The 26648-nt window shown below is 62.5% G+C and carries 19 protein-coding genes; 7 read left to right on the top strand and 12 right to left on the bottom strand.

The features are described 5' to 3' along the window. Window positions 1–120: 120 nt before the first annotated feature. The 7 genes from ACJO3T_RS17275 to ACJO3T_RS17245 form a co-directional block, all read right to left on the bottom strand. Window positions 121–996, bottom strand: a complete 876-nt coding sequence (locus tag ACJO3T_RS17275; RefSeq protein ID WP_406964905.1) for a ParB/RepB/Spo0J family partition protein — start codon at window positions 994–996, stop codon at window positions 121–123. Window positions 997–1081: 85 nt separating this feature from the next. Beyond that, window positions 1082–1876 (bottom strand): ParA family protein, encoded by a 795-nt coding sequence (locus ACJO3T_RS17270; RefSeq protein WP_328190213.1) that lies wholly within the window; start codon window positions 1874–1876, stop codon window positions 1082–1084. A 2-nt stretch (window positions 1877–1878) separates the two neighbouring features. Further along, window positions 1879–2541, bottom strand: a complete 663-nt coding sequence (rsmG, locus tag ACJO3T_RS17265; RefSeq protein WP_406979263.1) for a 16S rRNA (guanine(527)-N(7))-methyltransferase RsmG — start codon at window positions 2539–2541, stop codon at window positions 1879–1881. A gap of 12 nt (window positions 2542–2553) precedes the next feature. Next, window positions 2554–4440: a tRNA uridine-5-carboxymethylaminomethyl(34) synthesis enzyme MnmG gene (mnmG, locus tag ACJO3T_RS17260; protein WP_406979262.1), complete on the bottom strand. Its 1887-nt coding sequence runs from the start codon at window positions 4438–4440 to the stop codon at window positions 2554–2556. Between the two features lie 384 nt (window positions 4441–4824). After that, a complete protein-coding gene (locus ACJO3T_RS17255) occupies window positions 4825–7971 on the bottom strand; it encodes an efflux RND transporter permease subunit (RefSeq protein ID WP_406979260.1) in 3147 nt (1048 codons plus the stop codon). Window positions 7972–7973: 2 nt separating this feature from the next. Beyond that, on the bottom strand, window positions 7974–9068 hold the full coding sequence (locus ACJO3T_RS17250; protein ID WP_406964901.1) for an efflux RND transporter periplasmic adaptor subunit: 1095 nt from the start codon (window positions 9066–9068) through the stop codon (window positions 7974–7976). Window positions 9069–9103: 35 nt separating this feature from the next. Beyond that, the gene (locus tag ACJO3T_RS17245; RefSeq protein WP_406964899.1) at window positions 9104–9613 is read right to left on the bottom strand and encodes a DUF3833 domain-containing protein; all 510 of its coding nucleotides are present in this window, start codon (window positions 9611–9613) and stop codon (window positions 9104–9106) included. A 272-nt stretch (window positions 9614–9885) separates the two neighbouring features. Here ACJO3T_RS17245 and thpD point away from each other — a divergent pair, with 272 nt between their 5' ends. Further along, the gene (thpD, locus tag ACJO3T_RS17240; protein WP_406979259.1) at window positions 9886–10821 is read left to right on the top strand and encodes an ectoine hydroxylase; all 936 of its coding nucleotides are present in this window, start codon (window positions 9886–9888) and stop codon (window positions 10819–10821) included. 66 nt (window positions 10822–10887) lie between these two features. On the opposite strand, the gene ACJO3T_RS17235 is transcribed toward thpD, so the two are convergent. The 3 genes from ACJO3T_RS17235 to ACJO3T_RS17225 form a co-directional block, all read right to left on the bottom strand. Beyond that, window positions 10888–16131: a DNA repair ATPase gene (locus ACJO3T_RS17235; RefSeq protein ID WP_406979258.1), complete on the bottom strand. Its 5244-nt coding sequence runs from the start codon at window positions 16129–16131 to the stop codon at window positions 10888–10890. Window positions 16132–16224: 93 nt separating this feature from the next. After that, window positions 16225–18162 (bottom strand): flotillin family protein, encoded by a 1938-nt coding sequence (locus ACJO3T_RS17230; RefSeq protein ID WP_406979257.1) that lies wholly within the window; start codon window positions 18160–18162, stop codon window positions 16225–16227. Window positions 18163–18179: 17 nt separating this feature from the next. Further along, window positions 18180–18836, bottom strand: a complete 657-nt coding sequence (locus ACJO3T_RS17225; RefSeq protein WP_406964893.1) for a hypothetical protein — start codon at window positions 18834–18836, stop codon at window positions 18180–18182. Window positions 18837–19041: 205 nt separating this feature from the next. Here ACJO3T_RS17225 and ACJO3T_RS17220 point away from each other — a divergent pair, with 205 nt between their 5' ends. From ACJO3T_RS17220 to ACJO3T_RS17210, 3 genes are all read left to right on the top strand, one after another. Beyond that, complete coding sequence (locus tag ACJO3T_RS17220; RefSeq protein ID WP_406964891.1) at window positions 19042–19446, top strand: YjfI family protein; 405 nt, start codon at window positions 19042–19044, stop codon at window positions 19444–19446. A gap of 17 nt (window positions 19447–19463) precedes the next feature. After that, window positions 19464–20162, top strand: a complete 699-nt coding sequence (locus ACJO3T_RS17215) for a PspA/IM30 family protein (RefSeq protein WP_406964890.1) — start codon at window positions 19464–19466, stop codon at window positions 20160–20162. Between the two features lie 62 nt (window positions 20163–20224). After that, window positions 20225–20551, top strand: coding sequence for a hypothetical protein (locus tag ACJO3T_RS17210; protein WP_406964889.1), 327 nt, complete (start codon window positions 20225–20227; stop codon window positions 20549–20551). 43 nt (window positions 20552–20594) lie between these two features. On the opposite strand, the gene ACJO3T_RS17205 is transcribed toward ACJO3T_RS17210, so the two are convergent. Together ACJO3T_RS17205 and ACJO3T_RS17200 are read right to left on the bottom strand one after the other, a co-directional pair. After that, window positions 20595–20750, bottom strand: coding sequence for a DUF2959 family protein (locus tag ACJO3T_RS17205; protein WP_406964888.1), 156 nt, complete (start codon window positions 20748–20750; stop codon window positions 20595–20597). Further along, complete coding sequence (locus ACJO3T_RS17200; protein ID WP_406979256.1) at window positions 20747–22009, bottom strand: amidohydrolase/deacetylase family metallohydrolase; 1263 nt, start codon at window positions 22007–22009, stop codon at window positions 20747–20749. The genes ACJO3T_RS17205 and ACJO3T_RS17200 overlap by 4 nt, the downstream gene beginning before the upstream one ends. A 218-nt stretch (window positions 22010–22227) precedes the next feature. On the opposite strand from ACJO3T_RS17200, the gene ACJO3T_RS17195 reads away from it, so the two are divergent. Genes ACJO3T_RS17195 through ACJO3T_RS17185 form a run of 3 tightly spaced genes read left to right on the top strand, consistent with a single transcriptional unit; the run spans window position 22228 to window position 26563 of the window. Further along, on the top strand, window positions 22228–24615 hold the full coding sequence (locus tag ACJO3T_RS17195) for a xanthine dehydrogenase family protein molybdopterin-binding subunit (RefSeq protein ID WP_406964885.1): 2388 nt from the start codon (window positions 22228–22230) through the stop codon (window positions 24613–24615). Beyond that, window positions 24612–25421: an FAD binding domain-containing protein gene (locus tag ACJO3T_RS17190; protein WP_406964883.1), complete on the top strand. Its 810-nt coding sequence runs from the start codon at window positions 24612–24614 to the stop codon at window positions 25419–25421. The genes ACJO3T_RS17195 and ACJO3T_RS17190 overlap by 4 nt, the downstream gene beginning before the upstream one ends. After that, window positions 25418–26563, top strand: coding sequence for a xanthine dehydrogenase family Fe-S subunit (locus ACJO3T_RS17185; RefSeq protein ID WP_406964882.1), 1146 nt, complete (start codon window positions 25418–25420; stop codon window positions 26561–26563). The genes ACJO3T_RS17190 and ACJO3T_RS17185 overlap by 4 nt, the downstream gene beginning before the upstream one ends. The last annotated feature ends 85 nt before the right edge of the window (window positions 26564–26648 follow it).

Raw genomic sequence — 26648 nt, 5'->3', positions numbered from 1 at the left:
ACTTCAGGCACCAAACTGGCGCGATATACACAAGTTGTGCCTCATTCTGGATCACATCACGATATGTGGTAGATCCGATGAAATCCTGTTTCACTCGGGAAATTTAACGGAGGTTCCAGATTAGCGGATATGACCGAGGATTCCGTCCAGCTCATCCAGCGAACTGTACTCGATGACAAGCTTGCCCTTGCCCCGCTGACCATGGTCGATGGACACACGGGCACCCAGGCGTTCAGCCAGATCATCCTGCAGGGCGCGGATATTGGGGTCCACCTCACCCTGGTTCTTCTTTTTCTTCTGGGGATTCTCGTTCTGCACCCGGCGCACCAGGGCTTCCGTCTGGCGCACCGACAGGGACTTGGCCACCACCTGGCGGGCCACCTGCAGCTGCAGCTCCGGCGGCAGGGACAGCATGGCCCGGCCATGGCCCATTTCCAGGTCGCCGTGTTCCAGCATGATACGCACGTCTTCCGACAGACCGATCAGGCGCAGCAGGTTGGTAATGGTGGTGCGGGACTTGCCCACGGCCTCGGCCACCTGGGCCTGGGTCAGGCCGAATTCGTCCTGCAGGCGTTGCAGGGCAAAGGCTTCCTCGATGGGATTGAGGTTTTCCCGCTGGATGTTCTCGATCAGCGCCATGGCAATGGCGGCTTCGTCCGGCACCGCCCGGATGATGGCGGGCAGGGAGTCCAGTTCGGCCATCTGGGCGGCACGCCAGCGGCGTTCACCGGCGATCAGCTCGTAGCGACCTTCCTGGATGGGGCGCACCACCACCGGTTGCATCACGCCCTGCTGCCGGATGGAGTCGGCCAGTTCCTGCAGCGCCGCGGGGTCCATGTCACGACGGGGCTGATAACGACCACGCTGGATCAGGTCGATGGGAATGTCCCGCAGTTCACCGTCGTGGTTGCTGGGCTCCTCATCCAGGTTGACCCGGGAGTTTGCCAGCAGGGCACCCAAGCCCCGTTCACCCAATCCTCGTTTTTTTGCCGCCATGGTCGTTGTCATTTATCCACAGTGAGAAATTCGACTTGTCGTAAGGCGCCCTATGTTACACCGCCGGTGCATTACCACCAACGCGTTACACCGCCACCGTGCCCTGGGCCTTCTGGCTGCCGTGGCGACGCACCATTTCACCGGCCAGGGCCAGGTAGGCCACGGCCCCCTTGGAGGCACGGTCGTACTTCAGCGCCGGCAGGCCATAGCTGGGTGCTTCCGCCAGCCGCACGTTGCGGGGAATCACCGCCTTGTAGACCTTGTCGCCGAAATACTCGGACAACTGGCCGGAGACATCCAGGGTCAGGCTGTTGCGGGGATCGTACATGGTGCGCAGGATGCCCTCGATCTGCAGGTCGGGGTTCACCGATTCCTTGATCTGCTCGATGGTGTTCATCAGCGCCGCCAGACCTTCCAGGGCATAGTACTCACACTGCATGGGGATCAGCACGGTGTCAGCAGCGGACAGGGCGTTGACGGTGAGCAGGTTCAGGGACGGCGGACAGTCGATCAGGATGTAGTCGTAGTTCTCACGCACCGCGTTCAGGCACAACCGCAGGCGGTGCTCCCGGCCGATCTCGTTCATCAGCTCCACTTCCGCGGCAGTGAGGTCACCATTGGCCGGCAGCAGATCAAAGCCGGCGCTCTCCACCGGCATGATCACCACATCGGCGCCGGAACGCTTGGTGAGCACATCGAAGCCGGACCGCTCGACGCCGTTCTTGTCCACACCGCTGCCCATGGTGGCGTTACCCTGGGGGTCCATATCCACCAGCAGGACACGACGTTTGGTGGCCGAAAGGGATGCCGCCAGGTTGACGCAGGTGGTGGTCTTGCCCACTCCGCCTTTCTGGTTGGTCACGGCAATGACGCGAGCCATGGCTAGCCTCCTGTTGTGGAATCCTGTCGCGGAGAAACCCGGTTGATGATCAGCAGGTGTCGCTCACCGTCACAGCCGGGATAATCGAGCCGGTGGCGGGCACCGACCTGCCAGCCTGACGGCAGGCCGGACACTTCATCATCCGGGAACTGACCTTTCATGGCAAGGAACTGCCCCTCATCCGCCAGCAGGCTGCCACACCAGTCCACCAGGTTGGGCAGGGCGGTGAAGGCGCGGCTGGTGACCTGCTCGAAGGGCTGGTCTGGCCGGCAGTCCTCCGCACGGCCATGGATCACCTCAACATTGTCCAGGAGAAGTTCCAGTTTGCACTGGGTCAGGAATCGGGTTTTCTTGCTGTTGCTATCCAGCAGGGTGAAATGGATATCGGGCCGGGCAATGGCCAGGGGAATGCCCGGCAGTCCACCACCGGCCCCCGCATCCAGCACCCGGTCGGCGGTGATGTAGGGCAGCAGGGTCAGGCTGTCCAGCAGTTGCCGGGGCACCATCTGTCGGGGTTCGCGCACGGCGGTGAGGTTGTAGGCCCGGTTCCACTTGTTGAGTAGCGCCAGGAAGGCCAGCAGTTGCTCCTGCTGGTCTGTGGATAACTCGATGCCCATGGCCCCGAGCCCGTCGGACAGCTGCCGCCGCCAGAGTGATTCGCTCATTGGCTGGCCCCGTCAGGCGGATTGCTTGCGGAGCAGGTCCCGCTTCTTGAGGTGCACCAGCAACTGGGACACCGCCGCCGGGGTCACGCCCTGGATGCGGGAGGCCTGGGCAATGGTCTCCGGCCGCACCTCCTTGAGCTTCTGGCGGATCTCGTTGGACAGGCCGCCCACGGCATCAAAGTCGAAGTCATCCGGCAGGCGGGTCTCCTCGTTACGGCGCAGGCGCTCGATCTCGTCCTCCTGACGGGAGATGTAGCCCTCGTACTTGATCTCGATCTCCACCTGCTGCTCCACCTCGTCGGCACCGGCACGCTGGCCACCGATCTCGGCAATCTCGGCGTAGGAGATTTCCGGGCGGCGCAGCAGTTCCGCCAGGGTGTTGTCCCGGGCCATGGGCTGCTTGAGGTACCCATCGGCAATGGCGGACTGATCCGTCTTCGGGTGGATACGGGTTTTCTCAAGGCGCTGCCGCTCGGTGGCAATCGCCTCACGCTTGTCATTGAACCGTGCCCAACGTTCGTCGTCCACCAGACCCAGGTGATGGCCGGTTTCCGTGAGACGCAGGTCGGCATTGTCCTCCCGCAGGATCAGCCGGTACTCGGCGCGGCTGGTGAACATGCGATAGGGCTCGGAGGTACCCATGGTGATCAGGTCATCCACCAGCACACCGATGTAGGCCTCGTCCCGGCGCGGGTACCAGGGTTCCTTGTCCTGGGCCTGCAGGGAGGCGTTGAGCCCGGCCAGCAGGCCCTGGGCGCCGGCTTCCTCGTAGCCGGTGGTGCCGTTAATCTGGCCGGCAAAATAGAGCCCGCCGATGAACTTGGTTTCCAGGGTATGACGCAGGTCCTGGGGATTCAGGTAGTCATATTCGATGGCATACCCCGGCCGGGTAATGTGGGCGTTCTCAAAGCCGGGGATGGAACGGACTGCCGCCAGCTGGATATCGAACGGCAGGCTGGTGGAGATGCCGTTGGGATACAGCTCATGGGTGTTCAGGCCTTCCGGCTCCACAAAGATCTGATGGGAGTCCTTGTCCGCAAAGCGGTTTACCTTGTCCTCGATGGACGGGCAGTAGCGCGGGCCAATGCCCTCGATCTCGCCGGCGAACATGGGCGAGCGGTCGAAGCCACTGCGGATGATGTCATGGGTCTCGGCGGTGGTGCGGGTGACGTAGCAGCACACCTGCTCGGGGTGCTGGTCCCGGGAGCCCATAAAGGACATCACCGGGGTGGGGCTGTCGCCCCATTGCTCTTCCATCACGGAGAAGTCCACGGAGCGGGCATCGATCCGCGGCGGGGTGCCGGTTTTCAGGCGGCCGACATTGAACGGCAGTTCCCGTAATCGCTTGGCCAGGGCATTGGCAGGCGCATCGCCAGCGCGGCCACCAGCGTGGTTCTGCATGCCGATGTGGATAACCCCGCCCAGGAAGGTACCGGTGGTCAGCACCACGGTCTTCGCGTTGAAACGGATACCGGTGTTGGTGACCACGCCGGTGACCCGGTCGTTTTCCACAATCAGGTCATCCGCCGCCTGCTGGAACAGCATCAGGTTGGGCTGGTTTTCCAGGATCTCGCGGATGGCGGCCTTGTACAGTACCCGATCCGCCTGGGCCCGAGTGGCCCGCACCGCCGGACCCTTGCGGCTGTTGAGCACCCGGAACTGAATGCCGGCCTGATCGGTGGCCTTCGCCATGGCGCCACCGAGGGCGTCAATTTCCTTGACCAGGTGACTCTTGCCGATACCGCCAATGGCCGGGTTACAGGACATCTGGCCCAGGGTCTCGATATTGTGGGTCAGCAGCAGGGTCTGCGAGCCCATACGCGCGGCTGCCAGCGCGGCCTCGGTACCGGCATGGCCACCACCAATGACAATCACGTCGAAACGGGTCGGAAAATCCACGGAATCACCTCAAGGAAAGGAGCAGGAAAAATTGACAGGGCAGTATACCTGTCACAGCGGGGACTTTGCAGTGCCAGTGAGCAAATTTTAACCAGAGAGGAAGCGTTTGTAGAGGCTGACGCGACAGAACTAGGGAGAAATACCTAATTCTGCCGTGATTTCATAGGGTTGATAAAAACTGTTCAGATAACTTTTCAAGAAAGTTATCCACAGAACCGGAAGCGATTCCGGACCCTAAATATCCATGTAAATGATTGTTTTATATGAACCTGAAATTGCTTACCCAGAGATCATTCCCAAATTATCCCTGATGTTATCCACAGGTTTGGCGGAAAACCGAGACACGGGTCCGGTATGGGGCCGGAGGATCGTCCGGCCCCGGATTCAGTCAACCGTGCGTTCGGCACTCTGTACCGAGGCCAGGCCACCGCTGCCACCTTCCGCCAGGGCTTCCCGTTCCAGTTCCTTTTCCACGGCATTGGCGGATTTGGCGAAGCGGGCCAGCAGGTTGTAGAGCACCGGTATCAGGAACAGGGTCAGGGTCGTGGCGAACAGTAGCCCGCCCAGGATCACCATACCGATGGCGGCCCGACTCTCGGCCCCCGCACCGGTGGCGATCACCAGGGGAACGGCACCGAATACCGTGGAAATGGTGGTCATCAGTACCGGCCGGAAACGCAGGACCGCCCCCTCCAGGATGGCATCCCGTACGCTGTAGCCCTGGTCCCGGAGCTGGTTGGCGAATTCCACGATCAGGATGCCGTTCTTGGCCATCAGCCCCAATAGCATGACGATGCCGATCTGACTGTAGATATTGAGGCTGATACCCGACCACAACAGCGCCATCAGGGCACCGGTCACCGCCAGGGGCACGGTGAGCATGATGATCAGCGGGTGAATCCAGCTCTCAAACTGGGCCGCCAGCACCAGGAACACGATGACAAAGGCCAGGCCGAAGGTGATGTAGATGGCGTTGGTGGATTCCTGGAACTCCTGGCTCATGCCCTTGTAGCTGATACGGGCCTCCGGTGGCAGGTTGTCCGCCGCCAGGTTGTTCAGGTAGGTCAGCGCCGCCCCCAGGTCATAGCCATCCGCCAGCGAGGCACTGATGACCACCGCCGGCAGGCGGTCGATTCGCCGCAGGTCCGGGTTGGCGCCGATCTCTTCCAGGCTGACCAGGGCCGCCAGGGGAATCAGCTCGCCCCCCTGCCGCGGGCGCAGGAAAATCTGGCTCAGGTCCGATGGCGTGGCCCGGTCACGGTCACGGGCCTGGACGATCACGTCGTACTCCTGCCCCCGGTCCAGGTAGGTGGTGACCTGCCTGGAGGCCAGCATGGTCTGCAGGGTCAGGCCCACATCCTGAACAGTGATGTCCAGGTCCGCCGCCCGCTCCCGGTCGATGGTCACCCGCAGTTCCGGTCGGGTCAGTTCGAAGTCGGTGTCCACATTCAGCAGGTTCGGGTTGTCCTTGGCCTTCTCCACCAGCATCTCGCTCCATCGCTGGACGGTGTCGTAATCCGATCCGGCCACCACGAATTCCACCGGCTGGTCGAAGCCCCCCTGGCCCAGGCCTGGCGGGTTCACCGCAATCACCCGCACGCCGGAAATGTCCGACAGCTTGCCGCGGATCTCGCTGGTGATCTGCTGTTGCTTGACGTCCCGCTGGTCCCATTCGTTGAGCCCCAGGATCATGAAGGCGTTGTCCTCCTCATCCCGGAAACCGACGATGGACAGCATGCGGTTGGCCACCCCGTCGTCCAGGTAGGGCAACAGCTTTTCCTCCGCCTGTCTGACGTAGTGGTCGGTGAACTCCACGGTGGAGCCCCGGGGGGCGCTGGTGGGCATGATGATCACTCCCCGGTCCTCGATCGGCGCCAGTTCCTGGGGCAGTTTGGGAAAGATCACCACGGCGATCACCAGGCCGACGATACCCAGGCCAATCAGTAGCCCGGGTTGGCGCAGGGAGAAGTCGAGGGCGCGCCCGTAGCCATTGGCCATGCCATTGAGGATCTTTTCACTGGCGGCCCACAGGCGGTGACCTTCCACGGTTTCCGGACTGTGTTTCAGCCATTTGGAACACAGCATGGGAGCCAGGGTCAGCGCCACGAAGCTGGAGAAAATCACCGCCGCCGCCAGGGTGAACCCGAACTCGGCAAACAGCCGGCCGATATTACCCCCCATGAAGGAGATGGGCACGAACACCGCCACCAGGGTGAGGGTGGTGGCCACCACTGCAAAGGCCACCTGGCGGGCGCCCCGGTAGGCCGCCAGCAGGGGGGGTTCGCCGTTGTCGATGCGGCGCTGGATGTTCTCCAGCATGACGATGGCATCATCCACCACCAGACCAATGGCGAGGATGATGGCCAGCAGGGTCAGCACGTTGATGGAAAAGCCCAGGAAGCCCAGCCCGATAAACGCCCCGATCACCGCCACCGGAATGGTCACCGCCGGAATCAGCGTGGCCCGCCAGGACCTCAGGAACAGGAAGATCACCAGGATCACCAGGGATACGGCAATGGCCAGGGTGGTCACCACCTCCTTGATGGACGCCCGGATGAAGATGGACTCGTCATAGCTCTCGGCAATACTCACTTCCGGCGGCAGGGTCTTGCGGATCTCGTCCAGTTCCGCCCGTACGGCATCGGAAACCGCCACGGTATTGGCCTTGGACTGGCGGATCACGCCCATGCCGATAGCCGTCTTGCCATTGGCCCGCAGCCGGCCAACATCGGACTCCACACCCATCTGCACATTGGCCACCTCGCCCAGGCGCAGCAGGTTGTTGCCATCCCGGCGGACCACCAGGTTGCGGAACTGCTCCACATTGCTCAGCCGGCCCTCGGCACGGACGGTGAAATTGCGGGTGGAGGAGTCCACCGACCCCGCCGGCAGTTCCACGTTGTTGGAACGCAGTGCCTGCTCCACCTCCGCCACGGTGATATCCCGGGCCGCCAGCCGGTCGCGGTCCAGCCACACGCGGATGGCATAGCGGCGCTCACCGCCAATACGGACATCGGCGACGCCATCCAGCACCGAGAGGCGATCCACCAGTACCCGGTCAGCGTAATCGGTGAGTTCAGCACTGTCCCAGACATCGCTGCGCAGGGTTATCCACATCATCGGTCGGGCGTCGGAATCCGCCTTCTGCACCACCGGGGCATCCGCCTCTTCCGGTAACTGGTCTGCCACCCGCGAGACGGCGTCCCGCACATCGTTGGCGGCGATGTCCACGTCCCGGGAAATATTGAACTCGATGCTGGTGCGGGATTCCCCCTGCTCGGTGGAGGATTCAATGGAACGGATGCCCTCGATCCCGCTGATGGCCCCCTCAATCACCTGGGTGATCTGGCTGTCCACCACCTCCGCGGCAGCGCCGGTATAGTCCGTGGCAATGGAGACCTCGGGCGGGTCGATATCCGGATACTCACGAACCGGCAGGTCCAGCAGGGCCGCCAGGCCGAAGACAACGATCAGCAGGCTCAGGACCGTGGCGAAGACCGGTCGCTTGATGGAAATATCGGACAGCACCATGGTCAGGACTCCAGGGACTGTACGAAGCGGTTCTCCGGAACCGCGCCCTCGCTATCCTTCACCTCCACCCGGTCGCCGCTGCTCAGCCGGTCCTGCCCGGTGGTGATGACCTGATCGGATTCACTGACCCCGTCCACCACTTCCACCAGGCCGGGCATACGGGTGCCCAGGGTGACGGACGTGCGTTCGGCAACCCCGTCCTCCGCGATGAACACATACTTGCTGTCACCCCGGATCAGCACCGCCTGTTCGGGAATCACCAGGGCTTCCCGCTCACGCAGGGTCAGGCTGGCGGACATGAACTGGCCCGGTCGAAGGCGCCCCTCCGGGTTGTCGATCAGGGCCCGCACCGGCAGGGAACGGCTCAGTTCACTGATGCGGGTGCCCAGCTCCACCAACTCGCCGTTGAAGGTGTCGTCCGGATACGCCGGCGAGGTACCACGGACCAGTTGCCCCAGGGACACCTGGCCCAGGAAACGCTCGGGCACGGAGAAGGACAGCTCCATACGGTCAGTGGAGTCCAGGGTGGCGAGGGTGTTGCCGGGAGTCACATAGGCCCCGACGCTGATATCGGACAGGCCGACAACCCCGGAGAACGGAGCCAGGATACGATGGTTCTCCAGACGGATCCGCGCCGCCTGGCGTTGGGCGGCGGCCACATCCACCGCGGTGCGCAGTTCATCCACCTGGGCCTGGGAAACGCTGTTATTGGAGCGCAGGCGGCTGGCCCGCTCCAACTGGCGACGGGCATCGGCCAACTGGGATTCGATCACCCTCAGGTCCGCTGCGGCCTGACGGTCATCCAGGCGGACCAGGAGGTCGCCCTTTTCCACCCTTTCACCGGCATGCAGGTTCACTTCCACCACACGGCCACTGACTTCCGTGGTCAACTCCACCGCGTCCAGCGCCTTCAGGCTGCCCACGGTTGTTACCGCATCCCGCACCGTATCCAGCCGGGGGGTTACCGTGTCCACGGCACTGACGGAGGCACGCCGGCCCTCCTGCTGGGCGGATGCGGTGTCCAGGTGGCGCCACACCATGGCACCGCCCACTGCGACAACCACCAGAAGGGCCGCCGTAAGCCATTGTTTCCACATAGGAACTGCTACCTGTTTTCGCTATGATTCTGAATTCACTGGCCATCCTGCCGCTGTATCACCAGCACTACTTCACCCACCGGAATGCCCCACTTGCTCATGGCGGTCTCGTTGATCAGGGTGTCCGGCGTGACCAGGTACATCCAGTCATCCATACGCACATTGATGGTGCCGTCACCATAGGGCACCTCCAGTACGTAAGTCATGTTGATGGCGTTGCCACGCCATTCCATAAAGCCGGGCTCCACCACATCACCGGCCTCGGCGCGATACCCGCCATCCTCCGGAGCCAGGGTCCAGACCCGAGTATCCACCTCGCCATCGTCGTAGCGGAATACCTCATCCAGCGTGCCGGTGCCATCCGGCGCCCAGCGGGCTTCGATCTCGGCGTCAAAGGTGCGGATAACTTCCCCTGACCAGTCCTTGACCACGCCCCGGGCCGTCAGGGTGCCCTGGAAAAACTGTTCCGGTACCAGCGCCGGTGACCGGTCCCGGTAGTCCTCCAGGGAAGGGCTGGCGCAACCGGCCAGTAGTAGTACTGACAAAAATACCCATATCCATTGTCCGGAACCAGCATGAACCTTCGCTGAAGCAGGCGTTTGCATAACCTTTACACTCCTTTATTCCGTGAAATAAAGGATACGCCTGACACAGGTACCCGGTTCTGTCTTCACCATGGGCCTTGAAAACCGCACCGGCCGCCCCTACATCCCTCACGCCCGAGGAATTTACTCATAAATGGCTATTTTTAAAGGAAATATTTTGTCATCCAAGTAATGAGTTGAGTCATCGAGTTCTACTGGAAGGAGGTTCGAATATGGATACTCGTACTGAAGATCTTTATCCCAGTCGTCTTGAACGCCCAACCCCATCCTTTGATCGTCTGGACCCGGTTGTCCACAGCACCGGCTCCGACCGCACCGACGGTCCGCTGAGCGAGACCGACCTGGCCCGCTATGAACGGGACGGTTTCCTGGCCTTCCCGAACTTCCTTGACCAGGATACCGTAGCGCGGTTCCGTCAGGATCTGCGGGACTATGAAAACGACAGCAATATTCTCAGGGCAGAGGGCACCATCACCGAGCCTGGCAAACAGGAAATCCGGTCGGTTTTTGGTGTGCACGAGTTATCCGAACGCTTTGATCGGCTAACCCGGGACCCCAAAATCCTGGCCATGGTGCGCCAGTTGCTGGGCAGTGATGCCTATATCCACCAGTCCCGTATCAACTTCAAGCCCGGCTTCCATGGCAAGGGTTTTGACTGGCATTCGGATTTCGAGACCTGGCACGCGGAGGACGGCATGCCGCGCATGCGGGCGGTGAGCTTTTCCATTGCCCTCACCGACAACACCCCGTTCAACGGGCCACTGATGCTGATCCCCGGGTCCCACAATCGGTTCGTACCCTGTGTCGGCCGCACCCCGGAGGACAACTACCAGTCCTCCCTCAAGAAACAGGAACTGGGGGTACCCAACGACCAGGACCTCGCGGAACTGGCGGACCGGGGTGGTATACAGGCGCCCACCGGGCCTGCAGGCTCGCTGATCATCTTCGAATGCAACACGCTGCATGCGTCCAATGCCAATATGTCCCCCTGGCCCCGGAGCAACCTGTTCTTCGTGTTCAACAGCGTGGAGAACCAGTTGGTGAACCCATACTGCGGCAACAAGCCACGGCCGGATTTCCTGGGCAACCGCACCAACACGTCCGCCCTGAAGCCGCTGGAACAGGAGGACTGGCGCCGTACCGGCTGACGTCCCGGGAGCCATGGACAAGAAAGGGGAAGCCTGCCGGCTTCCCCTTTTACTTACCCGGACAATCTACACCTGATTTCCTTCCGGATCGGTGATCGGATCCGGCAAGTTTCCCTCTGATGACGCGGATGTCTGCTGACTCAGCTTGCGCAACCGCTTGTGCTCGTTGGCCACCTGCACCCGCAACTTGCGGATGGTGGTGAGCACCTGGCTGATCTCGTAGCGGGTCTTCAGGTCCAGGTCGAGGCGGCTGTCGATGGTCTTGAGCACCGGGAAGATGGAGTGCTCGAACAGTTCGGCAAAGGCGGTGACCGCATCCGCCATGGTGTCCGGGCCTTCCACGTTGACGGTGATCTCCGGTTCTACCTTCAGTTCCCGCTCCTGGCCAGCCATCTGCTCACCAAAGCCGGACAGGTTCTCGGCGATCAGTCCCAGCTGGCGTACCACCTTGATACCGGTGTCTTCGTCACCACCCGCGGCCTGACGGCGGCGGAATTCGTCCAGGATGGATTGCCAGCGCTCGCGTTCCGACGCCGACAGGGTGCCCCGCAGCTCCTTCAGCTTCAGCAGGTTTTCCTCGGCGCCCCGGGTCAGCAGCTGGGCCTCACCCACGTAATGGTCGTCGATCAGCGCTTCCAGTTCGTCATCGGTCATCACCGGCGACAGTTTCTCCGCCAGCTTGTTCATGTTGCGATAACTGCCCTGAAGCCGGAACGGCGGCTCGGTGCGGTAGGCGTCGTCCTGGGCGCTGGAAGCAATGTACTCCTGGTTCACCCGCAGCACGGTTTCCCGCACCCGGATCATCTTTTTCAGCAGGCCGACGATCTCCTCGCGCTCGGCCCGGCTGTAGTCGTGCTCGAAATCCGAGTCTGCCACCTCCTTGCCCATGGCCAGGTCGGCAAAGCGGTAGAAATCGTCCATGCCCCGGCTGCTGAGGGACGCCAGCACCGGGTTGGCGCTCATACTGTTCTCGATGTAGGACAGGGCGAACACATCCTCCATGCCGCTGAGCACGTCGCCAAGGTTATAGATGTCGGCCCGGTTGGCCAGCATGTCCGGCACCTGGAACACCTCGCCGCTCTCGGTGTAGGGGTTACCGGCCATGACCACGCAGAAGCGCTTGCCGCGCATGTCGTAGGTGCGGGTCTTGCCACGCCAGACACCCTCGATACGGCGGGTGCCGTCACACAGGGAAATGAACTTCTGCAGGAACTCCGGATGGGTATGCTGGATATCATCCAGGTACAGCATGACGTTGTTGCCCATCTCCAGGGCCAGGTTGAGCTTGATCAGCTCGGACCGTGCCGTGGAGTGGGGCGCCTGCTCCGGGTCCAGGGACACCACGTCATGGCCCAGGCTGGGGCAGTTGACCTTCATGAAGATCAGGCCCAGCCGGTTGGCCACGTATTCCATCAGGGTGGTTTTGCCGTAACCCGGGGGGGAGATCATCATCAGCAGGCCGGACTGGTCGGTGCGCCGGTCCTCGCCCACGGTGCCCATCTGCTTGGCCAGGTTGTCGCCGATGATGGGCAGGTAGCTTTCGCTGATCAGCTTGTTGCGGACAAAGGACGACAGTGGCCGGGGCCGGAATTCCTCCAGCCGCAGCTGACCCCGGTAGCGATCCAGTACCTCATGACGCACCTCCTGCAGGCGCTGCCAGGCGGGGATCACCTGTTGGTGGTGATAGCGCAGCCGTTCATCGAATTCGTCCAGCTGCAGGGGCAGCGTGCGGTTATCGATGCGCGGGTGCTGACCCAGCAGGCTGTCCACGGTAAAGGACAGTTCCACATTACGTTCCCGGGTGGGCAGTCGTTCACGCACATTCAGTATGGCAATGGCTTCCGGCAGATAGTGATCACTCACTTCGGTTTTGCTGGCGGCCATCCAGGCCCGCAGCCAGTGCTCGGTGATACGCCACCGGGCCGCGGGCTGATCGCGGACGACTGACAGCGCTTCCTGGTACTGGCCTTCATGACCGTCCCGGGCCATGGTTTCCAGGAAACCGTTGGCTAGGGTGGCGCCGTAGCGGGTCACCTCAAAGGCCTCGGTGTCTTCCGACAGCTGCCGGATCAGGTAGTCGCCGGCGCCGGCAATCTCGGTGTCCGAGAACACCAGACCGATCTGCTCCACAAACTCCGTCAGCAGGGGCGTGACCTCTTCCACCAGCGAATCCAGCAGATCCCGGGACTGCATTACCCGGCTGAGGATGCCGGCGGACAGGCAGCGGGAACGCAGGGTGCGGGCATCGTCCTCCTGCTGACGGCGGCGGGCCCAGTAGAGCATCGCCAGGGCCCGGGCCCGGGGCCCGAACCGCAGCAGGCCGGCCCCCTGCATGGCGGGCCACAGGATGCTGACCATGCGGGCCGCATCATGGTCGTGGATACCTTTTTCGTAACCCTCCCGGTAGCGGGGTGAGGCGAAGCGGCGAATGTAGTCGGTCAGTTCCTCCGGTTCCGCCACGTTGACGTCGCCGGCCCGGTCGCTGGCCAGTTCCTGCAGCACCAGCCAGGCCAGGTATTCGCCCCGGTAGACCTGATCGGTCTCCGAAGGCTGGCTGATCCCCCAGTAGGCTTTCAGTTGCTCCAGTTCCGGTTCATCCAGGGGCTCGTGGAACTGGGTCCCGGTGAGGTGCAGCATGATGCGGTCATTGCGGGGCATCAGCGTCAGGTCCAGGTCCTGCTGGTTGACGCTGAAACGGTGCTTGCCCAGGCGGATGATCTGGCCGCCATCCTCGAAGATGTCGGACCGGTCCCGCACGCTGCGCAGGGCGGTATCCTGGGACGACCGCAGCTGGCCCAGCAGGTCATCAGACTCCATGCTGGCGCCCAGCCTGCGCAGTTCCTCCGCCATGCTGCGGACCTTGGCCACCATGGCGTCGGAGGCGAAGAAGCTGTGCAGTTCCTCCTGGCTGTCGAAGCGCTCGGTGCGGCGGGTGATGTTCTTCAGGATACGCTCGGACGCGTCCTTGAGGGTGTTCACCCGGCGCTGCTGCTGGTCCTGCAACTGCTGGCGGCGGGCCTCGATGCTTTCGTGGGCGTTTTCCCGCTGCTCCAGGATCACCGGCAGGAACTCGTCGTACTCGCCGAACTGGCTTTCCAGCTCCTGCAACTGGTCCAGCATGCGAGTCATCAGGCCGTCGTAGTCCCCGGGTTCGCTGAGCGCGGTCACGCCATTGGCCAGACTCTGTTCGAACAGGCGCATGCGGGCCGCGAACTGTGCCCGGGCCTCGCTGCTGCCCTGTTCCTTCAGGCGGATTTCCGCCTCGGAACGCTGCTGGTTGATGGTGGCGTAGATGGAGGAGATGTTCTCGGAGATGCGGGTTTCCAGGGTGGCGTCCTCACCGGACATGGACGCCAGCATGGACTGGATCATGTCCAGCCCGGCAGTCAGTTCCTGGTAGCGCCCGACAATGTCCGCCAATTGCTCGCGGTTCTCCGCCTCATCCAGCGACTGTTGCAGTTCCGCCAGGGTCTTCCGGTAACCGTCCAGGGCTTCCGGAGTGGCCAGGAAGCGGAAAGTGCGTTCGGTCAGCCGTTCCTCGGCGCCGGTCAACTCCTGCTCCAGCTTATCGATGGCCCCGGTGTCGGCGTACCGCAGGTCCTTCAGCGTGCGGACGCGGCCACGGTGGTCCCGGACCTTCTTCAGGTGGGTGACGAACTGGTCGGGGGTCTTCCAACTGTCCGGCTTCAGGTCCCGCAGCAAGGCGCCCTGGCTCTCGGCCACCCGGGCAATATCCCGTTCCGTCTGGGCGCGGATGCTCTGGACTTTCTCATACTCGTCCAGTACCAGTTCCGAAGTGTCCCGTACACGGACCAGCGAGTCGGACAGGGCGTGGAAGCTGCTGTCGCTGTCGCCCCGGGCCTGGCTGACCCAGAAGAACTGGTCCAGGACCCGGTCGATGGTCCGGATCAGGCCGGTAAAGTGACGCTCGGACGCCTGGCCTGAAGAGGCCTGCCGGGCAATGGTATTGAACTCGGCAATCCCCCTCACCAGTTCCGGGTTACCGATACGCCCCAGTTCCGAGTCGTTGGTCCCCTGTTCACTGGCATGGAACCGGTCCGACATGAACGGTGTCTGCCACACCTGCAGCGGGTGCACCAGTGCCGGCTCATTGTCGGCGTTGAAGATCACCAGGTGACCGTTCTCGAACAGGGCATAGCCGTGCCCCACCATGGGGGTGTCGGTCTGCTTGTTGATGAGGTTGTAACGGTAGAGGACGACGGTGCCGGACGCCCGCTCGTAGAAGACATACAACACATCTTCCCCGTTCGGCGAGCGCAGGGTCCGCTTCAGGCGCAGGTCACCGGCGGGCACCTGGAAGGTTTTCAGCTCCCCGGTGCTCAGGTAGTAGCCAGTGGGGAAGATCAGGCCATGATTGTCCGGCAGCGACGCCACCGATCCACCCAGGGCATCCACCCGGTCCACCTTGCGGGTGGCTCGGTTGTAAAGGTAGTAGCGCCAGGTCTTCTCGTTGAAGGGCAGGATACGCACCAGCAGGATCTCGCCCAGGTCCGCGTATTCGAAGGTGGCATCGTCCAGGGACTGGGAGTCCGAGTCCACCGGATCGGAATGGATACCCTCGCCGGAGCTGGTGTTGTTCTCGACCTTGAAGGTGATATCGCCCCGAAGGTTATCCACAAACACGGTGTCAGCGATGTTGATGTGGGGTGAGCGCCCCTGCACCTGACTGTCCCGACCCGCCGTGATCCAGGGGAAATCGAAACGGTCCGGGAAGGTCAGGTCCCGCTCACCCCGGTTATCCACATAACGCTTCACCTCACCGGTGGGCTCCAGCTCCCAGCGGAACACCCGTTGGTCGTCCAGCTTTTCACCGATGCGGAAGGCCATCAGCAGCATGCCGTTGAGCACGGTTAGCTGGGACAGGGTCGCGGTACTGTAGTACTGCTGCAGCTCCCGGAAGTCGGTGGCAAAGCGCTCATCCGTCAGGAAACTGGCCTCAATGGTGGTTTCGCTGACCTGGAAGCCGTCGTCGGAGTCCTCCAGATGGTAGAGGCTGAACACATCACCAATGGCCAGGGTCTTGCGCAGCCCCAGTTGCAGGTTGAAACCGAACAGCAACTGATCGCCGATACGCACCACATCCCGGGCCACGGCGTTGTTCTCCGTGCGTACCCGGGCTCGGCCCAGCACCGTCATGGCGGCGCTGCCGAAAACCTCGGCACGGGCCTCGTTGAGTTGGCCCACGGCGGTTTGCAGTTCGCCGGCGTGGTCCTTCAGCCGGCGCTGGATGGTGTCGAAGGCGTTACCTTCCGTGACGATACTTTCGAGTTCGCTGCGATCCGTCGTCATGGCAATGGTCCTGGAAAGCGGTATCAGGGAAAAGGAAAAACTACGGGCAGGCCAGACCCACCGGCACTATGGCCGGCGGGTCGGACCGGGTCGTCAGGCGTTTTCCGCCGGCTTCGAGGACGTGTCCCCCGACAGGCGGTTGGACAGGCCGGCCAGGGCCGCCTGCAGCGCCGGTGACTTGTCCAGAACGCCCTCCACGCTCTTGCCGTAACCCAGTCCCTGGGCAAACTTCTCGAAGATGCCGCCATCGCCGCCAATCATCTCGAACTTGGCGTCCTTCAGGGCGGCGGACATGACCTTGCCATTCTCCAGCATGCCAATACGCTGGGCTTCGATGCGGGCCATGGTTTCCTTCTCGTGCACTTCCAGGTTCATGCGGAACTCTTCGAAGTGGCGGGCATCCTCGGACATGTTGTCGTAGGCCTTGAGCTTCTCCACCAGGCCGTTGGCTTCCGCCTTGGCCATTTCCTCGCGGGCGCGGGCACGGGCCAGGCCCATTTTCTCCTCGCCTTCCGCGTCGGCTTCCAGGCGCTGCTCCAGCACCCGTACCTCGGCCATGCCGGCTTCCTCGTCCGCCTTCGCAGTGGCACTCTTGACCTCGGCCTGGGCCATGCCCTCAGCGCGCAGGGCGTTGGCCTGGGCTTCCTGTACCTGGGCCAGTGCCAGGCCATCTGCGGCGGCCATAGCCTGGTTGCCCCGGGCCTTCTTCTCGTCCGCCACCGCTTGCTTCTCGGCCGCATCCAGATCCGCCTGGGCGCGAACGCGCACTTCTTCGGATTCCAGCTTGGAGCGCTCGAAGGCCGCTTCGGCGGACTTCACTTCCATCAGCTTGGCTTCCTCGGCCTCGGCTTCCGCTGCTACCACGCGGGTAACCTTGGCACGATCGGCCTCGGAACGGTTGCGAACGTCCTTGATGTTCTCTTCCTCTTCCGCCACGTTGCGCTCGACGGCGATACGCTGGCTGGTGATATCGGCGATTTCCTTGCGCTCTTCTTCCAGCGCCTTCTCCATGCCGATACGTTCGATTTCCACCGCCCGTTCACGGTTCACATCCTCAAGCTCACGGGCCTGCTGGATACGTACGTCCTCGATCTGGACCGCCCGTTCCCGGGCCTTGGTGGCCATCTCGATCTGCCGCTGCTTGTTCTCCTCGGCAATGGCCACTTCCTCATCGGTCTTGATGCGGGCGGCCTCAGCCTTGGCACGCTCCTGGTCCCGCACCTGGCTGGTTTCCGAGGTCTCGCGGGCCTGCAGGGTTTCGATCTCACGCTTCTGGCGGGCCTCGGCATCGGCCTGGGTGCGTTCAAGCTCCAGCGCCGCTTCCCGGGCGGAGACGTTCTTGCGCTGGATTTCCAGCTCCTGGTCCCGCTCCAGGCGGTTGGTTTCCACGTTGTGGAGGGCGGTGATCTCGGTGATCCGCTTGATACCCTCGGAGTCGAGGATATTGTTGGGATCCAGGGAGCTCTTCGGGGTCTGCTCCAGGTAGTCGATGGCCACATCTTCCAGGATATAGCCGTTCAGGTCCTCACCGATGGTCTCCACGATGGAGTCCCGGAACCGCTGGCGCTCCTCGAACAGCTGCATGAAGTCCAGCTTCTTGCCCACGGTCTTGAGGGCTTCACTGAACTTGGCGTTGAACAGCTCGTTGACCGCATCCCGGTCCGACGCCCGGCCCACGCCCACGGACTTGGCCACCCGCAGGACATCTTCCGGGGTCTCGTTGACCCGCAGGTAAAAGGCCACGGTAATGTCCGCCCGCAGGTTGTCCTTACAGATCAACCCTTCCTTGCCGGTGCGGTTCAGTTCCAGGGTAATGACCGAGATCTTCATGGTCTCGTGACGGTGGATAACCGGCAATACCATGGCCCCGGTGAAGTACACCTTGGGCGTGGCGGACATATCGTTGACGATCAGGGCCTGGCCCTGGTCGACCTTGCGATAGAACGCCTTGAACAGGGCCAGCAGGCCAAGAATGCTGATGACCAGTACGCCAATAATGACGAGTACCGGCATGATCCAGGACAAATCCATGTAATTACTCTCCTGCGTCAGTGGGGGAACGAACCGGTTGTATCACCGGCGTGGAAATCTGCCTCCGGGATCACCCAGTAGGCCTTCTGGTCGGACAGGTATTCCACCAGAACCGCCCGGTCCCGGTGGGAAAAGGGACGATCGCCGCGCACCTGGAGGATCAGGTGGGCGCCATCAAGCATGGCTTCGGCACGCCCTCTGTTGCCATCCACCGATGTGGACACAATGACGCAGGGCGTGCCGATGATCCGTTTCTGCAGCGGCTGGTGAAATGCCCGGCGGAACAACGGGCGCAGCGGCCGGATCAGGAAGGAGGTCAGGAACAGGGTAAATACCAGGGCCAGCGCAATCACCACCACCGTAAACAGCAGGTACATCACACCACCCAGGTGGCGGCCCAGCAGCAGGTCGGCAAAGTACGAAAACGACCACGCCCCCAGGAACAACAGGGTCAGTACCAGCGGCAACGGAACCCCGTGGAGTCCCAGGGTAACCATCAGCCCACCGAAATCGGTCGAGCTGTCGAGATCGCCGTCGATCAGGTCACCATCGCCAACATCCGCATCACCGGCGATACCCAGCAGGGAAATCAGCCAGTAGATCACCGCAACGGCGAGCAGGACGGTGAAGATAACCGTGGGGAAAGAGAAGGTGATTGCGAGAAAGGTTTCCATACCAAGTTGTATCCTCATCCCTGAACAATGACAGAAGCTGTCATACTGCCGGCAAGTTATACCCCATCCAAACTATTTGTTGCAAATAATTTAGGAACGCGTATAGACTCGGATCATTGACATAAACTGTCAATTACTGAGGATACCAAAACGTGACGCCCATCTCCCCTGTCACGACTGGAACACGCCACAAAAGGAGCTTGATGTGGACATTCAATCTCTCACCCTGTCCCTGGGTGACAGCACCCACGCCGGTCGGCGATTCGATGTCATGCCTGTTACCGGGGAAGAACCGGTCCTGCAGGTGGTGGTCTCTGGCGCCGAGGAAACACCGGTCTATGTTACCGTAACCGACACACAGGTTTTGTGCCTTGTGTACCTTTTCGACGAACGGGAAATCCGCCCCGACTCCATGGCCGAACTCCACGAGAGCATGCTGCGCATCAGCGTTCCCATGCCCCTGAGTGCCCTTGGCAAGGTGGGTGAACACTACGTGGTCTACGGCGCCCTGTCGCCCACCTCGAGCGAGACCGAGGTCCGGCAGGAACTGGTCACCCTGGCCGATAATGCCATCGACTTGTTGCAAACCTTTGAAGATTTTCTGGCCTGAGACCGGAGGGAACCGTCATGAAAAGCGTACTGAAGAAACTGCTGACCGCCATGCGTGGCAGCGCCAATGAGCTGGGGGAAGCGGTTGTGGATACACAGGGCAACCGCATCCTGGAACAGGAGCTGCGGGATTCCGAGCAGGAACTCAAGCAGGCGAAACAGGAACTGGCCGGGCTGATGGCGGAAGTGGCCTCCCTGTCCCGCCAGATCAAGACCGAAGAAAACGAGGTCGCCAAAAGGGAAGACGATGCCACCAAGGCCCTCGGCGCCGGTCAGGAAGATCTGGCCCGGGAAGTGGCCGAACGCATCGTCGGCCACCAGCGCCGTGCGGCGGAACTGACCGAGGCCCGTAGCCGCCTGCAGGAGCGCGTCGTCCAGCTCAAGGAACGGATGCTCACGGCGGAGAAAAAGCTTGAGGAGTACCGTCGCGAACTGCAGGTGGTAAAGACCAACGAGCGGGTGCTGCGCACCACCGCCCAGATCGACACCAATATCAACAGCAACCAGTCGTCCCTGAGCACCGCCAAGGAGACCCTGGAGCGCATCCGCGACCGCCAGGCCCGGGAAGAGGACCGCCAGAACGCCAGTGCCGACCTGGAAAAGGAACTGTCCGGTGCCGGCCTCGACGAGAAGCTCAAGGCCGCCGGTATCGACGGCGACCAGGATGCGGTCAACGACGTGCTTTCCCGCCTCAAGGCCAGGAACCGCGAGCAGTAATCGCGCCCCCGCAAAGGCCCGGTGTTAACCGCCGGGCCTCTGTCGTTACCGGAGATAGCCACGTGAGCAAACGCCAGGATTGGTCCAGCGAGGAACGCGCCGTCCAGGCCGTGCAACTCGCCTTTGACCTGTCGAACGATATCCAGCGCACCTTCCGGGTGGCCGCCGCCATGCAGGACATGGGCACCTCGGACATGGTCCGCAAGGTGCTACACCTGCCGTATCGCAAGAAGCGGCTTCGTCCGCGACTGACGCTCACCCTGAAGGACACCGACTTCGAGATACTGGCGGAACGCTATGGCCTGGATCCATCGGACCGGGTGGCCATCCGCCAGAGGGTATCCGAGGAGCTAAGAGCCTTTTCCGAGACCTACCTGACGGAAACCTAGTCCAGGGACAACGCCTGGCGTACGCTCACCAGACGTCGACAACCTATTCCGAGGTCTGAAACCGCTGGATAAAGGCGTCAGATTCGGCAATGGAGTTCTCCATCTGCCGGATCAGGGAGTCCACATCCTGGCGGATCCGGCCCAGTTCGCTTTCCAGGGAGGCGAGGGCACCGGACCACTGGCAATCCTGGTTCTTCAACTGGCAAGTTCCTGCGGGTCAACCACGACCGGGCTATCCACCTCATGGCGCACGCCGGCCCGGAGCGAGAACACAGGACTGAGCGCCTCACTGGCGGTCACACTGGCACCACTGTTGTCGGTCAGGGTAAACCGGCCCTGGAGATGGTCCAGCACCGCGATATCGGCCAGACGACCCACCGTCAGGCTGCCCGCCTCGTCGTCAATACCCAGCATGGCCGCAGCGTTGCTGGTAACGGTCGCCACCACATCGGTCAAAGGCATTCCCAGCGCCAGCAGCTCGGTCATGGCGTGGCTGAGGCAGAACCGGGTCTTGCCATAGAAGGGATTCTGCTCCCGGTCACTCGCCGTCACCTGACCGGCATTGGTGTTGTAGCCATGCATGTCGGCACCGAGGGTATTGGGGAAGATTCCCGCCTCGATTACCTTGACGGCCATCTCGAAGCTGAAGTGGGAGCCGTGCCCCACGTCCACCCTCAGTCCCCGATCAAGCCCCTCCCGGATAATGGGGTGTAGCTCGCCGGTTTTGCTGGAGATAAAACCGCCGGGGTGGCGGGTGAATGGATGGGCGAGAATATCCCCTTCCTTCATCAGGGGTACCAGTTCCTCAATCACAGTGTCGGGGTCATCAATACCCTTGCCCTGTTCCGGCCAGAGCTGCCCCAGATGGATATAAAGCGGTACACCAACGCCCCGCGCGATATCCCGGGCCTTCTTGATGACCTCCATACCCCAGCGGGACTTGCCACCCACCTCCGCATGGGCCTTGATGCCCTTCACCAGGTCGCGATTGGCCAGACCCACTTCGATGGTCCGCTTTACGTCGACGTCCTCCGGGCTGTAGAGCTGCGGATAATGGTGTCCTTCCAGACCTCCCACCAGGTAGGCGGACAGGAAGCAGAGCACCCGCGAATGGGCGGGATCCGAGATGTAGTGACGGAATGCCGGCAGGGTCATCAGACTGGGTCCGCCCTGGTCCACCAGGGTAGAGACGCCGGCCCTCACTCCGCAGCTGTCCGGGTTCAGCCCGAAACGCCCGGTCACATGTTCGAAGATATGGGCGTGTGTATCGATGAGACCCGGCAGTACCAGTTTCCCGGTCACATCCGTGGTCCGCTCGGACAATTGCGGGTCGATCGCCTTTTCCACAGCGGCAATGCGACCGTTACTCACCGCCACATCGCTTATCCGGTCACTTCGGTTGGCAGGATCCAGAACCCTGCCTCCCTTCAGAATCAGGTCATAAGGTCTTGCACCCATCTGAATATTCCTCCGTCGTCGTTTGGCAGATCAGGCATGGTGTCTGCAAGGAATTACCAGGCCGATCACCAAAATAATGTGCAGTACACTGATTAATAGTATACAGTCGGATCATGTAAATACACAGTGTACTGATTAATATTTTTAGAGTTTGCAGTCACTACCATGGTTTATTGAAATTTTTCTCCGGAATAAACACCGGGGCGGAGGTTCAAGGCGTGCAAAATACTGAAGTTGGATCCGGCCTGAAGACCCGTGGCGTGGGCGCGCGAACGGTGCGCAAGGAAGATGATCGCTACATGAGAGGGCGCGGCCAGTACATCGGCGACCTGACGTTTGCGGGCATGATGGATGTGGCATTCCTGAGAAGCCCCATTGCCCATGGCCGTATCCGCGAGATCAGCAAACCCGAAGGCCTGCATCACCGGGTTTATACCGCCGACGACCTGGGCGATGTCCGGGGCATCCTGGCCGACTCGGCACTGCCCGGTTTCAAGTCCTCCGTGCAACCGATACTGGCCCACGACAAGGTCCGTTACGTGGGCGAGCTGGTTGCCGCCTGCGTCGCCGGCAGTCGTGCCACGGCGGAAGATCTGGTGGATGCAACCCGGGCCGATTTCGAGGAATTACCGGTGATCGCCGACATGCTGGAGGCACTGGGCCCGGACACGGCTCTGGTGCACGATGAATGGGGCGACAACCGGTTCCAGCAAACCCGGGTGGATGACGATATTGAAGCGGTGAAAGCCATTGCCGCGGTCAAAGTGGAGCGTGAGTACCGCACCTCCAGGCAATGCATGTCCCCCATGGAAGGCCGGGGGGTGGTCGCCCACTGGGACAGCCGTCTAGAACAGCTCCAGCTGTATACCTCAACGCAGATGCCCCACATCGTGCGGACCGGACTGTGCGAGTGCCTCAACCTGCAACATGAACAGGTCCGGGTGATTACGCCGGATGTCGGGGGCGGCTTCGGCTACAAGGGCATCCTGTTGCCGGAAGAGGTCTGTGTCGCCTGGCTCGCCATCAGACTCGGCAAGCCCGTGCGCTGGCTGGAGGACCGCCGCGAGCAGCTCACCGCCAACGCCAACTGCCGGGAGCACCATTACCGGGTAACAGCGTATGGCGACAGCGAGGGACGTCTGCTGGCACTGGACACCACCGCGGTCGTGGACGCCGGAGCCTATTCCGCCTATCCGTTTTCCGCCTGCCTGGAATCCGCCCAGGTGGCCAGCATTCTTCCCGGACCCTACGACTTCCGCGCCTACCGCTGTGATGCGACTGCGGTAGCGACCAACAAACCCCCGATCCTGCCTTACCGGGGCGTGGCGCGGACCGGGGTCTGCTTCGCCATGGAACTGACCATGGACGCACTGGCCCGGGCGGTGGGCCGGGAACCGTCCGACCTGCGCCTGGACTGCCTGATACGCCCGGAGGACATGCCCTTCGACAATATTACCCATAAACACTTCGACAGCGGCGACTACCCCCAGTGCCTGCGCCGGGCGGTCAAGGCCATCAGACTGGACAAAGTGAGGCAGCGCCAGAAGACACCGGAACCGGACGGACGCCTGATCGGAGTCGGCATGTCCATCTTCTGTGAACAATCCGCCCACGGTACGTCGGTTTACGCCGGCTGGGGGATTCCCATGGTGCCCGGTCACGAGCAGGCCGTGGTACGACTGACGCCGGACGGTGCCCTGGAAGTCAGGGTGGGCATCCACTCCCACGGCCAGGGCCTGGAGACCACCCTGGCGCAGGTTGCCGAGGAAGTGCTGGGCATCGATACCGCGCGGGTCCGGGTCATTCATGGCGACACGGCACTGACGCCCTATTCCACTGGCACCTGGGGGTCCCGCTGTATGGTTATGGCCGGCGGGGCCGTCGCCAGCGCCTGTCGCGAACTGTCCGGTCGGGTAGCCAGCATCGGCGCCGGCCTGCTGGGACTGCGCCGTGACCAGGTGACCGTCGCCAACGGCCGCGTCACCGGCCCGGAGGGACAGGAGGTATCACTCACCCGGGTCTGCGAGACCTGGTACCTGAGACCCCAGGACCTGCCCGACGACGTGGATTCCGGCGGCCTGGAAGCCACTACCGGTTACAAGCCCCTGCGTGACAGCGGAACCTTCAGCTATGCCGCTCACGCGGTCGTAGTAGCAATCGACCCGGACCTGGGCACCACCGAGATCCTGGACTACGTGGTAGTCGAGGACGGCGGCGTACTGGTCAATCCAATGATCGTGGACGGCCAGGTTTACGGTGGTGTCGCCCAGGGTATCGGTACAGCGCTCTACGAGGAAATGCCCTTCGACCGTAATGGCCAGCCCCTGGCCTCGACCCTGGCGGACTACCTGTTGCCGGGAGCCACCGAGGTGCCGGATATCCACATCGACCATATGGAGACCCCTTCCCCCTATACCGAATTCGGGCAGAAGGGCATCGGCGAGAGTGGTGCCATTGGCCCACCCGCCGCCATTGTCAATGCCATCAACGACGCCCTCCGCCCCCTCGGCGCGGAAGTCTGCCAGGTGCCGGTCACCCCGCACCGGCTGCTGGCCGCGATTGCCGGAGCCCGATCGACACAGCCGGAACAGGAGAAGGCGTCATGAAGCCCCATGCCTTTGCCTACGAACGGGGCGATGACCTGCACCAGGTCGGAACCCGCCTGGAGAATCCAGACATTCGGGTAATCGCCGGCGGCCAGTCCCTCGGCCCCATGCTGAACCTGCGCCTGGCACAGCCCGAATCCTTGCTGGACATTGCCTCGTTACCGGAACTGAAGGGCTACCAGCAGTTGGAGGACGGCCTGATGATCGGCGCCGCTACCACCCACGCCGAGATCGAAGACGGCCTGCTGCCGGACACCTGTAACGGTATTTTGCCCCGGATAGCCCGGGGCATCGCCTACCGCGCGGTTCGCAGCCGCGGCACCATTGGCGGCAGCCTGGCCCATGCGGACCCGGCGGCGGACTGGGCGACCAGCCTGTGTGCCCTGGAAGCACAGGTGATCCTGCAACAGCACCAGGGCGGCCGCGCCCAACTGCGACGCCTTTACCTGCGGGATTTCCTGCGGGGGGCCTTCCAGACCATGCTGGCACCCGGGGAACTGATACTGGCGGTATTCGTGCCAACCGTGCCGCCCAGTGCACGGTTCGGGTACTTTAAGATGTGCCGCAAGACCGGGGAGCTGGCCCATGCCATCGGTGCGGTCTACTCCGTGCCCGCCACGGCCACCAAACGGGTTGTATTCGGGGCCCTTGCCGGTGCCCCCCTGACCCTGGAGGGCGACGATGCCCTGGTGCCGGAACGCTGGCGCCAGGCGTTGGCCCAACGGGCCCCGGACACGGAGCCGGCTGACCTCGAGATACGCATCCACGTCATGCAACGGGCCCTGGACCGGAGTAACCAGCAATGAGAATACCTGTAGCCACCATTAACGACGAGTCCGTGGACATCGCCGTGGAACCCCGGCGTAACCTGGCGGATTTTCTCCGGGAAGACCTGCACCTGACCGGCACCCATATCGGTTGTGAGCAGGGCATCTGTGGTGCCTGTACGGTAGTCCGGGACGGGCGGCCGGTGCGGTCGTGCCTGACCTGGGCAGTGGGTTGCGACCAGAGTCGCATTGAGACGATCGAGGCGTTTGACGACGACCCGTTGATGGCCCGGTTGCGAACGGCCTTCTCCGCCGAGCACGCGCTCCAGTGTGGCTTCTGTACCCCCGGCATGCTGGTGACCGCCCGTGATATCGTACTCCGGTTTGCCGGCCAGGCCGTGGACGATACCCGCATTCGCCTGGAGTTGAGCGGCAACCTGTGCCGCTGTACTGGTTATACCGGCATTGTCCGGGCCATCCAGCGGGTGTTGCGGGACGTCACCGATCCGGGCACCACAACCCCGGCGCCAGTACCGGCCACCCTTGCCCTCCCGCCACTGGCGGATATACCCCTGTCGGATCCGGCCACCAGCCACCCCCAACAGGCGACCACCCGCAGCCAGCAGGAGGGCAATGGTCGCCGGGTGGAGTCCACCTTCGCCCTGCCTCACCCGGCCGCCGAGGTCTGGCAGCGCCTGAGCACCGACCTGACAACCGTAGTCGCCTGCCTGCCCGGCGCGGAACTGACCGAGCTGCGGGAGGACGGCTCCCTTGAGGGTGTGTTCAACGTTCGTCTGGGCCCGGTCTCCGCCCGCATCGCCGGCGAGGGTAAAGCGGACTTTGATGACGCCAGCTGGCAGGGGCAGGTGGAGGGCCGGGGCAAGGACAGTCGGTCCAACTCCTCGGCCAGGGGTAGCCTTTCCTTTACCCTGGAAGTGCTGGACGATACCCGGTGCCGGCTGACCCTGGCGCTGACGTTCGAGATGACCGGTACCCTGGCCCAGTTCAGCCGTGGCAGCCTGGTGGATGAGATCGTCGGTGTACTGATCGAGCAGTTCCAGGACAACTTCAGCGCCCTGCTGTCCGGTGAGGAGGCACCCCGCAAACAGTCACTGGGCCTTTTCCGCCTGCTGTCCATGGCTTTACGGCGCTGGATCCGGCAACTGTTTTCACGTCGGTAGCCGGTAACGGATTGGCCTTGGTGGCGGCTTCTGGGTAACAATGGCCCCCTGATTCCAACTCCGACCGGCCCAGGAAAACCAGGAC

It is taken from the genome of Marinobacter shunpengi, assembly GCF_045449715.1.
GTDB lineage: Bacteria > Pseudomonadota > Gammaproteobacteria > Pseudomonadales > Oleiphilaceae > Marinobacter.
Note: the sequence above shows the minus strand (reverse complement) of the source record. Positions and strands in the feature narration are given on the sequence as shown.

Bases quoted from the DNA above. Each gene is read 5' to 3' on its own strand.
- ACJO3T_RS17255 (WP_406979260.1), bottom strand. From the start codon at position 7,971: ATGGTGCTGTCCGATATTTCCATCAAGCGACCGGTCTTCGCCACGGTC.
- ACJO3T_RS17270 (WP_328190213.1), bottom strand. From the start codon at position 1,876: ATGGCTCGCGTCATTGCCGTGACCAACCAGAAAGGCGGAGTGGGCAAG.
- ACJO3T_RS17275 (WP_406964905.1), bottom strand. From the start codon at position 996: ATGGCGGCAAAAAAACGAGGATTGGGTGAACGGGGCTTGGGTGCCCTG.
- ACJO3T_RS17185 (WP_406964882.1), top strand. From the start codon at position 25,418: ATGAGAATACCTGTAGCCACCATTAACGACGAGTCCGTGGACATCGCC.
- ACJO3T_RS17225 (WP_406964893.1), bottom strand. From the start codon at position 18,836: ATGGAAACCTTTCTCGCAATCACCTTCTCTTTCCCCACGGTTATCTTC.
- ACJO3T_RS17235 (WP_406979258.1), bottom strand. From the start codon at position 16,131: ATGACGACGGATCGCAGCGAACTCGAAAGTATCGTCACGGAAGGTAAC.
- ACJO3T_RS17190 (WP_406964883.1), top strand. From the start codon at position 24,612: ATGAAGCCCCATGCCTTTGCCTACGAACGGGGCGATGACCTGCACCAG.
- ACJO3T_RS17200 (WP_406979256.1), bottom strand. From the start codon at position 22,009: ATGGGTGCAAGACCTTATGACCTGATTCTGAAGGGAGGCAGGGTTCTG.
- rsmG (WP_406979263.1), bottom strand. From the start codon at position 2,541: ATGAGCGAATCACTCTGGCGGCGGCAGCTGTCCGACGGGCTCGGGGCC.
- thpD (WP_406979259.1), top strand. From the start codon at position 9,886: ATGGATACTCGTACTGAAGATCTTTATCCCAGTCGTCTTGAACGCCCA.
- ACJO3T_RS17250 (WP_406964901.1), bottom strand. From the start codon at position 9,068: ATGTGGAAACAATGGCTTACGGCGGCCCTTCTGGTGGTTGTCGCAGTG.
- ACJO3T_RS17230 (WP_406979257.1), bottom strand. From the start codon at position 18,162: ATGGATTTGTCCTGGATCATGCCGGTACTCGTCATTATTGGCGTACTG.
- ACJO3T_RS17215 (WP_406964890.1), top strand. From the start codon at position 19,464: ATGAAAAGCGTACTGAAGAAACTGCTGACCGCCATGCGTGGCAGCGCC.